General features: G+C 46.4%; 6 protein-coding genes. 3 read left to right on the top strand and 3 right to left on the bottom strand.

Features of this window, described 5'->3' with window-relative positions:
* Nucleotides 1-8: 8 nt before the first annotated feature.
* From HMPREF0663_RS03075 to HMPREF0663_RS03065, 3 genes are read right to left on the bottom strand one after another with little or no spacing between them, the layout of a single operon-like run.
* Nucleotides 9-2003 carry a RagB/SusD family nutrient uptake outer membrane protein gene (locus tag HMPREF0663_RS03075; protein WP_016665342.1) on the bottom strand — a complete coding sequence of 665 codons (1995 nt, stop codon included), beginning with the start codon at nt 2001-2003 and terminating at the stop codon, nt 9-11.
* 24 nt (nt 2004-2027) lie between these two features.
* Nucleotides 2028-5078 carry a SusC/RagA family TonB-linked outer membrane protein gene (locus tag HMPREF0663_RS03070; RefSeq protein ID WP_004368697.1) on the bottom strand — a complete coding sequence of 1017 codons (3051 nt, stop codon included), beginning with the start codon at nt 5076-5078 and terminating at the stop codon, nt 2028-2030.
* Nucleotides 5079-5133: 55 nt separating this feature from the next.
* Nucleotides 5134-6444, bottom strand: a complete 1311-nt coding sequence (locus HMPREF0663_RS03065) for an IPT/TIG domain-containing protein (RefSeq protein WP_004368696.1) — start codon at nt 6442-6444, stop codon at nt 5134-5136.
* A gap of 448 nt (nt 6445-6892) precedes the next feature.
* On the opposite strand from HMPREF0663_RS03065, the gene HMPREF0663_RS03060 reads away from it, so the two are divergent.
* The 3 genes from HMPREF0663_RS03060 to porV all read left to right on the top strand — a co-directional run bounded on the left by HMPREF0663_RS03060 (nt 6893) and on the right by porV (nt 12408).
* Nucleotides 6893-7510 (top strand): fumarylacetoacetate hydrolase family protein, encoded by a 618-nt coding sequence (locus tag HMPREF0663_RS03060; RefSeq protein WP_036859466.1) that lies wholly within the window; start codon nt 6893-6895, stop codon nt 7508-7510.
* Between the two features lie 67 nt (nt 7511-7577).
* Complete coding sequence (gene porU, locus HMPREF0663_RS03055; RefSeq protein WP_004368694.1) at nt 7578-11147, top strand: type IX secretion system sortase PorU; 3570 nt, start codon at nt 7578-7580, stop codon at nt 11145-11147.
* Nucleotides 11148-11229: 82 nt separating this feature from the next.
* Nucleotides 11230-12408, top strand: a complete 1179-nt coding sequence (gene porV / locus HMPREF0663_RS03050) for a type IX secretion system outer membrane channel protein PorV (RefSeq protein WP_004368693.1) — start codon at nt 11230-11232, stop codon at nt 12406-12408.
* Nucleotides 12409-12474: the final 66 nt, after the last annotated feature.

Raw genomic sequence — 12474 nt, 5'->3', positions numbered from 1 at the left:
ATGGTTATTTAGTTATCCCATCCGGGGTTTTGGTCCAACAAGGGGACTTTTCTTACCTCACTATCGGGCAGTGGCATGAACATCAACTTGCGGTTAACTACTCTTTTTCCTATGCGCGGAGTGTTCGGAACGGTTCTGCGATAGAACGATTCCTTATCTCCGTCCATATTCATACCCATGATGGTCTTAGACTCTTCACGCTCATAGATACCCCATCTGCGCACATCATAGAAGCGTTCGTTCTCAAATAGGAGTTCCACCATGCGTTCCTGCTCAAGCAATCCCTGCATCTTATCCCGATCGGAAAGTTCTTCCTGCGACGGTCCGGGTAAGCCTGCACGGTGACGGACCTGATTGAAAGCCGAACGCATTTCTGCAATATCGCGAGATACAGTATAAGTCTCGCCCCCGACTTCTACGGTATAACTTGCCGTAAGATTATTAAGTGCTTCTGCATACATTAGCAGGATATCTGCATAGCGTATAATCGGAAAGGCCTTGGACATACGGTTGGCATTGGTTCCGGCCCACGCATCTGTAGGATGTATGAACTTCTTAATCACATAACCTGTAATCGGATAATCGATATTGGAGTTCTGTTTTCCGTCTGGAGAATCGTAATAGTAAGTGATTGTTTGGTTATAATCGCCCGCTGTTGTTGTAGATGTCATCGGCCAAAAGCATTCACAGAAACCGATAGAGGCATAGAAACGCATCTCACGGTTGTTATACATATTAAACACACCACTATTCAAACGATAACCTGAGAAGGTTTTCTGTTGCGTAGTAAAGCCGTTCTCGGAATAGGGATACGCATCCGATGACTCATCTATATTACGCCCGTCGAACATGCGATAGGCATCCACAACCTTTTGAGTAGGGCTGTTGTGGTTCCATCCTCCAAGGTGTAGCGGGAATGACATACGGGTTTGAGCGGTCAAATCATTACTATAACGCGCCCATACCCATTCCGTATTGCTCGAGATAACGGACTCGCCATTGAACATGTCTGCATAAGAATGGTAGGGATCAATGCCTGCTGCACCGTCGGGCCATGCCTTATAATAATCGGGATCAGACGTAACATTAGACGGTAATGCAGGCGTTTCAGAAGAACTTTCCACTGTATGTAACTTGTACATAGGGTTACCTGCGTTCTTCATGTCCATAACTCTTTTGCAGGCAGCGGCAGCTATAGCCCAGCGTTTCTCGTCGTATGTCTGATTTACATAGTATGTCCCGTCGGCCTTGCGCTTCCAATTGCCGAAGCAACGTTTTGCTTCTGCTCCGCCATTGAATGCCGGACTCGCCTGATAGATACGCAAACGAGCAATCAAACCATAAGCTGCTCCTTTTGTCGGACGGCCGAAATTTACCAACGACTGCTGCAAAGGTAAGTACTTTCCTGCCTCTTCAAGCTCGCTACAGATATAATCTACCGTTTCATCATAAGTTCCCCGAGAGCGATTGTAATAACTCAAATCCTGATTGTTATCAAGAACATCGTCGCCAAGCAAGATAGCAGGTCCCCAGTCTACCAATAGCCTGTAGTAGGCATATCCACGCATAAAATGTATGTAACCTAACATCTGCGCACGGTCAGTAGCACTAAGTCCGGGAACGTTATCAAGGTTTTTCAGAATAGTATTACACTTTCTGATAGCTCGGTAATTATTGGCATATCGACTCTCGAATGTACCAAGATTTGTTGGTGTAATCTCTCCTAAGACAAAGGAGATACCTGCTTCTCTTGCAGAAGAGAAAGCTTCATCGGTTGCAGTGTATCCCACTGTGGAAGGAGAGGTCTCAATAAGTGCTCCCTCATCAGGAAACATTCGGGAAATATCCCACATATATGCCTCGGCATTCCTTTTGTTAGCGAATAAAGAGTCACTGCTCATCTCATCTGAGAAATAATCTTCCGACACATTCAGGAAGTCACAAGAAGAGAATGTTGAGGCACCTATCAGCAGCGATATGAATGCTATATTTATCTTTTTCATTTTATTCAATTTCATTACTGTGTATTAGAAATGGATATACAATTGCAATGTATATGTAGAAGGAATGGGGTATACGTTTCCTCTTTTGCCTGCCTGTTCCGGATCAAATATCTTGATATCATCCCATATCAATAAATTCTCGCCGATAAGTTGGAAGTCTATTCCCGATACTCCGATCTTGCGTAAGAAGTTTGTGCGTAATGTATAATTCAAAGTTACTTCCTGTAAACGCAGATACCATGCATTGGCATGCCAGAAATCAGAGGTTTGTGTGTTGTTGGCACTCCTTCCGTAAGTAAGTTTAGGATACTTCGCATTCGGGTTCTCTGCCAAACTCGGATCAATTCCATGAGCCAAAGCATAGTCCATTGGTATCCATCTGTTTGCCGGATCAGCCACTTGCGTGAGCACATTACCATACTCCTGTCCATAGAACGGAATATAACCATAACCGTTCAAATCAACAGTTGTCTTGCCTCTACCTTTGAACAATATGCCCACAGTAAAGTTTTTATACCTGAATTCACCACCGAACCCGTACATCAGCAACGGTGTACTGCTATAATCCAAAGGCACCATGTCATCAGAATTAATCAGTCCATCGCCATTCACATCGCGGTATTTGATGTCACCGGGCTCATAACTACCGAAAGTTTGTACGGGACTTGTCTCGATATCTCTTTTATCCTTAAAGAGCCCGATCGCTTTCAATCCGCGTTGTACGCCATAGGGATAGCCCGAAACCTCCTGATATGGATACCTTGGAGCATTCTCTTCCCAGTGTTTTACATCATTCTTCGCATAAGTGAAGTTACCGCGCAGCGTAAAGTCCATATTATTATTGATACGGTGCTTATAACTAATGTTGCCATCAGCACCAAAACTTGTCATCTTTCCTACGTTGCTGAAAGGGTTCGAAACAAGTCCTACATACATAGGTATCTGGTAGCGTTGTTGGAAAATATTATCGCGTGTATCGTGGAAAAAGTCTACAACAAACTCAAGTTGCTCCTTAAATAATCGTCCTTCAATACCCAAATCAAACTTCTTTGCCTTTTCCCATACGAGATTATCTGCACCGATGTAACTCTCTTGTATGGTCTCTACTTGAGCCGATCCGAACGGGATGTTATTAAGACGTTGTACAACTGTAAGATATGGAAAGCGCTTGTTTGTTATCTGATCATTACCCACTGTACCATAGGATGCACGCAGCTTTAAGAAATCAAGGAAGGGCAAAGCTTTCTTTACAAACTTATAATTAGTAGGAATCCAGCCTACAGCCAGCGACGGAAAGAAGCCGAAACGATGCCCGGGTTGGAAGTTCTCAGAACCCGTATAACCGAAATTCACATCAACCATATAGGTATCCTGATAACCGTAGGTGAGCCTACTTGATATACCTTGGTAACGGTAAGGAATGGATGACATGTTAGAGGTGGCATCTTGAGCATTCTTGGAATCACTCATATAATAATAAAGTAAGCCCGACACACGATGATCCTGTCCGAACACGCGCTCATAATTCAACGTACTCTCAAAGTGATACTTGCGATACTGGTTCGTATATTTACTGAACGATGCATTTTGACTTGCCACACGCAGAATGGTCACCAAATCGCCCTTGGTATCGCGCCCGACTGCCTGATATAATGCCGGCTGAATAAGTCGGGACTCCGAGTAATAGCTGCTGATGTCATAAGCTCCCTGTGCTCTTACCGACAAACCTTTGGTTATAAAGTCAAGGTTTTGATCGATAGCCAAGGTAACTTTACCGTCAAACTGCTGTGAAGAACGCCTTCCCATGCGGTTAATGGCCACGTAAGGAGAAGTTCCTGCATTTGCTCCCACAGCAGGATACTGTCCGTTGGAATAAACTGTAGGCAGGCGAAGCGGTGTAAGATAAGACTGCGCTGCCCAAATATAATCGGTGTTCGATATACCCGGATTATTATTTACAGTAAGTGTTCCATCCGTTCCGAAATATAATTTAGTTGTAGGAGTGAGCTTCAAATCAAGGTTCGTACGATATGTATAACGGTTATAACCTACGTTAGAAGCATAGGGACTGCTTTTATCCACCTTGTATGCAGCATCCTCCAAGTTGGCTCCCAAGCTAATGAAATACTGGGCAACATTGGCACCTCCTCGGGCACTTACATAGAAATTCTTATTCCAAGAAGTTTTCTTAACTACCTCATCTTGCCAGTTCACATCAGGATAGATATCTGTATCAAGATGATTTTTGATAATATCTAAGGAAACATTATTATAGAGCGGCGTTTCACCTCGCACTTCCAATGCCTCGTTTACCAAGTTTGCATAGTCGTAAGAGCCTACATAATCAGGCATGCGGCGCAAGCGGTTGAGCGTTACGGATGCGCGACCTGTAATCTGTATTTTATCGGCCACACCGTGTTTGGTATTGATAAGTACAACGCCGTTGGCACCACGCACACCATATACGGCGGTAGCCGAAGCGTCTTTCAACACCGAGAAACTCTCGATATCGGCAGGATCTATGTCATTGATATTGCCTTCGAGCCCGTCGATAAGTACCAAAGCCGAAGCATTCGCACCGAAAGTACCGATACCACGTATCCAGAAATCGGAGATATTTTTGCCGGGTTCGCCGCTCGCAAGCGAAGTGATAACACCCGCAACACGACCGCCCAGCAGATTACTTACCGATGTGGTGGGGCGCTGCAAATCCTTGGTATCTATGGTAGTTACTGCAGATAAGGTGGATATTTTGCGTTGCGTTCCCAATCCCGTAACAACCACCTCGTCTATTTTATTGTCGCTAACAAGTTTGATAGCCAAGTCCGATTTGTTTCCCATTACCACATACTGTTGCTTCTGAAAGCCTACGTATGAGAAAATCAGTTTGTCTCCCTGTTCTGCTTTTATTTCGAACTTACCGTCTATATCGGTAACGGCGCCTCCTCCCGGTTTGTCTAAAATACTTATAAGTACTCCTGTCAAGGGTTCTTCTCCATCCGTAACGGTTCCGGATACGGTATATTCCGTCTTTTTTTGAGCCTCTTGCGCCCGAACATGTCCCGAAGTCAGCATCAAGAACGACAATATTAATAGAATGGAATGTCTCATGAATGTAATTGAATTAAGGTTAATTGATTGTAAGTTTTCTAACACGTCCGTTTCCCCAATCGGCTACATATACGGCGCCATCCTTACCTATGCCTATTCCTGTAGGCTCATTGAAGAGCGCTTCGCTCTTTGCACCGTCTTTCCAACCTTTTGTTTCCGGCATTCCGAGTACAGTCTCCACCATATCATCCGGCGAAATTCGGCGAATGCAATGGTTATTACGATCGGCCACATAGATATTGCCGTCGGCATCGCAGTATATTTGTGTGGGGTTATGGAACTGCGCTTTCTCTAATTTACCGTCACGATGGCCGCCCGAAATGTTACTGCTCGAGAGGCGTCTGTATGTATTTTCTGGATCGGTTACATCGATGGAACATATACTATTAGCCATTGTACCTGCATTCTCACGGAAAGACATGTAGAGTATATTCGGATGCAACGGGTTGAATGTTAGCCCATAACTATCGCCTTCTTGCGTTTTATACACAGGCGTAACCTCGTATGTGCGAGGATTTATTTTGATGATGTCGCCATAGAAGTAACGGGTATAAATGTAACCATCGGAAGGATTTACCACCATACAATGCTTAAAACCTTCCGAGGGTACCTGATAACCAGCGGGCCATATCATTTCTCGAATGCGAAGTCCCCACATTTCCAGCGGATCGAGCGAGAGATATGAACCTATTGTCGTTTCTGTAGGAATGGTAACAATACCGGTTGTGTTGTTTACACAGGGCACATTGCCCACCATATCATCTTTCAACATGATGAGTTCGCCCGCTTCTTCGTCTATACGCAGAATGGCTGAACGTTCATCACCCTTGCCTTGTCCTCTGCTCACCACAAAAATATTGCCGTCATCATCTACACACAGATACATTGGATGCAGAGACGCGCTACTTAGAGGCCCCGGTACAATCTTGTCGAGCACACCGTTGCCCACCACGGTACTTACCGTTACCGATTGATGATAAACAAAGTGTTTTTGATATACCGCAGAATCGTTACCGATAACCACAGAGATATTACACGTATCGCCCGGCAAGCGTGGCGCCTGCACATACAATTGATCGCCGGTAGAACCTATGAGCGCCGCCTTTCGATGATTAAAATACACTGTGATTTTAGACAGATCTGTTCCGAAATTCTGCCCTTGCAAGATAACTTTCTCCTGAAACTTACCCGAATCAGGATAGAAAGTCGTCAACTCAATAGGTCTCGTAGGATCATAGTCTTTCCCTGCTGTCTCATCGCTACCGCAACCTGACAGTTGCAACAGCAAACCGGAGAAAGCAAGACATAACATAGTCTGAGTAACTTTCATTTGAAAAAATAGTTAAGGTTTAATGTTTTTATTATCTGATTATCTCGCTTAGCATGTATTGGTATTATATACAACTCAATTGCACGGAAAACATGTCTTCCTTTTATAGCTCCTTAGTTTAGTTGTTTAGATTTTAACAGCCAACAGGTTTATACCATACTGTTATAGAAGATACATTACCGTATAATTTTTCGTGACAAAGAAAACAAAATTACTTTTATCCCCTTATCTTGTTTAACATAAATTATCGTTTTTAACATTACGTGCGCGGTAACAGGCTTTTGCCCTTTGCAAACAGCGGCGGTAGATGGGCAATATAGCGGTTACACACGCACTATCTAAGGCCGATACATAGTGCCTTTATCACGAATAAAAGGTACATTTGTATGCGTTTTTTACGGCAGAACCCAACGGCACATTAAAATCTTATTGTATCTTTGCAGATGTTATGAAGATATTTGCCATCGGCATGAACTATGCCTTACACAATAAAGAACTCGACGGAGCGTTATATAAACCGGAAACGCCCGTGATATTTACCAAGGCCGATTCGGCGTTGCTTAAGGACAGGAAGCCCTTCTTCATTCCCGATCACTTAGGAATAATCGAGTATGAAGCTGAACTTGTCGTTCGTATATGTCGTCTCGGAAAGACTATTCCCGAGCGTTTTGCCCACCGATATTACGATGCCGTGACGGTAGGCATAGACTTTACCGCCCGTGAGTTGCAACAGCAGTTGCGCCGCGAGGGCCGCCCGTGGGAATTATGTAAAGGCTTCGACGGCGCTGCAGCCATTGGCGAGTGGGTGCCGATAGAGAAGTTTCGCAACATACAGGCACTGCGTTTCCACCTCGATATCAACGGGCACACGGTACAAGAGGGCTATACGGGCGATATGCTCTTCAAGGTCGACGAGCTGATCGCTTATATCAGCCGCTACTTTACGCTGAAAACAGGCGACCTGCTCTATACCGGAACGCCTGCCGGAGTAGGCCCCGTGAGCATCGACGACTACTTTGAAGGTTACTTGGAAGACCGTCGCGTGCTCGAATTCAATTGCAAATAACCGCCCGCATGCCACCGTATTATGCAGAAAAAGGGGTTGCACGTTTGTTACATAACAAGTATTTTACATGCACACAACGCTGAAATATGTACTTCTTGTCGCTTTTCTGTTTACTACGGCAACCACGGCCAACGCACAGAATTTCTTCAACTTAACCGCCGATGAGGTTAAGATAGACTCCGTATTGCCCGCTTTCGGCTACTCTTTTCCGCTCGAAGGAAACTATCAGGATTCCCTTTATACCGTTACGATAGTATATCCTGAATATATCGATATGCCTGTGAGTGACATCGACCGCTACAAGGCAATCTCGGGAAAGCCGCTGCCTGCCATGCCCGAAGTGGTGCAACGTTTGACTTTCGAACGCAAGAAAGCATCGCTCGACGTATCGTTTTGCCCGCTTGTCTATCGCAATAAGAAGTATCAGATCCTCGTCAGTTTCATGCTTTCGGTAGAGGCAAAGCCGCTAAAGCGTTCGGTCAGACTTGCCAGAACGCGTGCCGGCAGCGCTGGCAGTACGCGTTATGCCGCCCATTCCGTACTCTCAACGGGCACGTGGGCCAAAATCAGCGTACCCGCATCGGGCGTTTTCGAGCTTACGAATGCCGTAATACGCCGTGCAGGCTTTACGGATATGAGCAAAGTAAAGCTGTACGGCTACGGTGGAACGTTGCAGAACGAAACCTTAACAGGCGATATGTTGACGGCAACCGACGATCTGAAAGAAGTACCCACATGCACCGTGAACGGCAAACGGCTGTTTTATGCCCGTGGAACGGTAAGCTGGGACAGTAAAACGGCCATGCAACGCACACGAAACCCATATTCAGACCGCGCTTATTATTTCATTACGCAAAGCAATGAAGCTCCTCTAACGGTAGACTCCGCCGCTTTTCTGGCTTCGTTCTATCCCTCTAACGACGATTATCATTCGCTCCACGAGGTCGACAACTACGCTTGGTACCACGGAGGTCGCAATCTATTCGAAAATATCCCTATAAATACCGGCTCTTCATATACATTCAAGATCGACGCACCGAGCGAACAACAGGGTAAAGTGGCCGTTGTAATTACGGCAGGCAGTAATTCTGCGGCCTCTGTAGAGTTCAATGGCAAGCCTATAGGTACCGTCTCGTTCGTATGGAACAACGATCCGTACTCGTACGAATCGTATGATATGGGCAAAGAACGTGTGGTTACCGCCGTTATAGATAAGCTGCAACTTACCAATGAGGTAAAGATAACCGCCACGTCGGGCGGTCCGGTGCGGTTAGATTATATTTCTTTGGCTTTCGACACCCCCCGCCGGGCGCCTTATCTTGCCACCTCGTCGTTTCCGGCAGCCGAATATGTGTACAACATTACCAATCAAGACCTGCACGCACACGGGGCTGCAGATATGATAATCATTATTCCTACCTCGCAAAAACTGCTCGCACAGGCCAAACGTCTTAAAGAATTTCATGAGCAACACGATGGTATGCGCGTGCGTATAGTGCCCTCTGACGAACTTATCAACGAGTTTGCAGGCGGCACACCCGATGCAAATGCTTACCGCAGATATCTGAAAATGCTCTACGATAGGGCCGAAAACGAGGCCGATATGCCCAAATATCTGCTGCTGTTCGGCGACTGTTCGTGGGACAACCGTATGCTTACAAGCGATTTGCAGGGCGCCGTGAAAGACGATTACCTGCTGTGTTACGAGAGCGAAGACTCGTTTAACAAGATTACCTGTTATGTAGACGACGGCTACTTTTGCCTTTTAGACGATGGAGAAGGCGGTAATCCGCAAAGCAGAGATAAGCTCGACATGGCCGTGGGGCGCTTTCCGGTAACGACGGAAGAGGATGCCAAGACGCTCGTAGATAAGACCATCGGCTACGTAACCAATAAAAATGCAGGCGCATGGCAGAACACTATCATGTTTATGGGCGACGACGGAAACCAAAACCTGCACATGACAGACGCCAATGAGGCAGCGGACAGTGTTGCCGGATGGTATCCCGGATACCTCATCAAGAAAGTGATGTGGGACTCGTACATACGAGAAACATCTTCTACAGGCAACACTTATCCGGAGGTAACGCGCCTTATAAAACAGCAACAGGCGGCAGGCGCCTTGATTATGGATTATGCCGGACATGGCTCGGAAACGCAGATATCTCACGAATCGGTACTGCGTATCGGCGATTTTTCGAGCTTTACCAACGCTAACTTGCCGCTCTGGATCACGGCTTCGTGCGATATAATGCCATTCGATGGCTCTGCACCTACGATAGGCGAGGCGGCCATGCTCAACAAAAAGGGCGGAGCGGTGGCTTTCTTCGGCACCACGCGCACGGTATATGCCAGCTACAACAAACGCATCAACATAGCTTATCTGAAATATGTACTTGGTCTTTCGGGTGATAAATCTATCACCTTGGGCGAAGCGCAGCGCCTTGCAAAGAACGAAATGATAACAACCGGAAAAGATCTTACTACCAACAAACTGCAATATTCGCTGCTCGGAGATCCGGCAATTGCCCTGAACCGTCCTACCATGAATATCGTTATCGACTCTATCAACGGCATGTCGGTCGGCTCAGGAACACCGCTTCCTACCCTTAAAGCGGGAAGTGCGGCCACCGTTACGGGACATATAGAGAGCGCGACAGGGGATTTCGATGGCATCGTAACGGTAACTGTGCGCGACAAGGAGGAAACGATAACCTGCAAACTTAACAATACTTCGCGCGACGGAGCCACTACCGCGTTTACTTACAAAGACCGCACGAAGACGCTGTTTACAGGCTCCGACAACGTAAAGCAAGGCAAATTCGCCTTTTCGTTCGCCATTCCGAAAGACATAGATTATACCGAAGGCAGAGGTTTAATTAACGTATATGCCGTAAACAACGAGAATACGTTGAAGGCACACGGCGAAAACGACAACTTTATAGTTGGCGGAAGCAGTATCGAGGGCAACGATTCTATAGGCCCGTCCATATACTGTTACCTCAATTCACCGTCGTTCATGAACGGCGGGAACGTGAATACGACTCCCTATTTCGTAGCACAGATTACCGATGAAGACGGTATCAATGCCACGGGGAACGGCATCGGGCACGACCTGCAGTTGGTTATCGACGGCGACATGTCGAAAACCTACACGCTCAACGAGAACTTTACGTACGACTTCGGTTCTTATACCAAGGGAAGTACATACTACTCTATTCCCGAACTGGCGGCCGGTGTACACCGCTTGCAATTCCGTGCATGGGACATACTCAATAATAGTTCTACGACCGAACTGACCTTCAACGTAGTGCAGGGCTTGGAACCGTCGCTGTTCAACGTAAGCTGTACTAATAATCCGGCATCCACTTCGACCACATTCATCATCAACCACGATCGCACGGGCAGCATGATGGATGTGGAAATAGATGTGTTCGACATGAGCGGAAGACTGCTTTGGAAGCATACAGAGAGCGGGGTTAACACCAATGGAGCCTACACCGTAGACTGGAATTTGACGGTAGACGGAGGCACACGCCTGCAAACCGGCGTATATCTTTACAGGGTTCGGATAGCTTCCGACGGCAGTTCTAAGGCCTCGAAAGCTAAGAAACTCATCGTTACAGGCAATAAATAGATCATCTCGCACGTTTCTTTAGCTACATAGCAGCAATAAAACGATTGCCGAACAACCGGAATAAATAAACAATAAACGACAAATGAATAAAATCTTGAGAATATTTGCAATATGCCTTTTCGCGCTCATCACCGCCGATATGTCGGCCCAAGACAAGAAAGACATATTCAATCCTGTTCACCACTCCGTTACCTCTCAGATGATTGCCCCCGATGCCCGTGCGGCCGGTATGGGCGATGTAGGTGCGGCAACCGATGCCGATGCGACCTCGCAATACTGGAATCCGGCTAAATATCCGTTTGCTATCAGTCGTGCAGGCGTAGCGCTCAACTACACTCCGTGGCTGCGCCAGCTGGTCAACGATATGGGAGTGGCCTACCTATCGGGCTATTATCGCATCGGCGATTATAGTGCCGTGTCGTCTTCGTTGCGTTATTTCTCGCTCGGAGAAGTACAACTTAGTTCGAAAACAGGCGGCACCACACCCATGACCATCAACCCTTATGAGATGTCGTTCGACGTGGGTTACTCGCTCATGTTGAGCGAAAAGCTGTCTATTGCAGCCGCTGTACGCTGGATATATTCCGATCTAACCTACGATTATTCGGGAGATACCTCTCCCGGATCGGCTTTTGCCGCCGATATTTCGCTCTACTATCAGAATTATCTGAACCTCGGAAGCCGCGAATGTCAGCTTGGATTGGGCATGAACATATCGAATATCGGCAGTAAAATTTCGTTTGGCGGCGATAACAACAGCGAATTCATCCCTACCAACCTGCGTCTTGGCGCCTCGTTGATGATTCCTATCGACGAATATAACCGCCTTACCATAGCGGCGGATGCCAATAAACTGCTCGTACCTACCTATCCTAAGCAGAACGAAGGGGAAACTACCGAGGCTTATCAAGAGCGTGTACAGAAAGATTATTACGATGTGTCGTCGATAAGCGGTATTTTCAAAAGTTTCGGCGATGCCCCCAACGGCTTCAAGGAAGAATTGCAAGAGATACAATGGAGCATAGGTGGCGAATATGTTTACCACGACCAATTCGCATTACGTGCCGGTTATCATCACGAAAGCGAGAACAAAGGCAACCGTAAATACTTCACTGTAGGCGCCGGTTTTAGGATGAATGTGTTCTCACTCGATGCAGGTTACGTAATTGCAACGGCCAAAAGCAACCCGTTGGATCAGACTCTACGTTTCACACTTACTTTCGATATGGACGGCATAAAGGATTTATTCCGTCGAAGATAGAGGGCTCTTTCGTGCTCTTTACTTAGATACGGGCGATATGCTTTCTCCTCTTTCTCCAAGAGGAAG

Origin of the sequence: Hoylesella oralis ATCC 33269 (assembly GCF_000185145.2) — a bacterium.
Classification (GTDB): domain Bacteria; phylum Bacteroidota; class Bacteroidia; order Bacteroidales; family Bacteroidaceae; genus Prevotella; species Prevotella phocaeensis.
The sequence above is the reverse complement of the archived record's forward strand: the minus strand, read 5'-3'. Positions and strand labels throughout refer to the sequence as shown.

Excerpts from the sequence above, each read along its gene's own strand:
- HMPREF0663_RS03075 (WP_016665342.1), bottom strand. The coding sequence starts at position 2,003 with ATGAAAAAGATAAATATAGCATTCATATCGCTGCTGATAGGTGCCTCA.
- HMPREF0663_RS03070 (WP_004368697.1), bottom strand. The coding sequence starts at position 5,078 with ATGCTGACTTCGGGACATGTTCGGGCGCAAGAGGCTCAAAAAAAGACG.
- HMPREF0663_RS03065 (WP_004368696.1), bottom strand. The coding sequence starts at position 6,444 with ATGAAAGTTACTCAGACTATGTTATGTCTTGCTTTCTCCGGTTTGCTG.
- HMPREF0663_RS03060 (WP_036859466.1), top strand. The coding sequence starts at position 6,893 with ATGAAGATATTTGCCATCGGCATGAACTATGCCTTACACAATAAAGAA.
- porU (WP_004368694.1), top strand. The coding sequence starts at position 7,578 with ATGCACACAACGCTGAAATATGTACTTCTTGTCGCTTTTCTGTTTACT.
- porV (WP_004368693.1), top strand. The coding sequence starts at position 11,230 with ATGAATAAAATCTTGAGAATATTTGCAATATGCCTTTTCGCGCTCATC.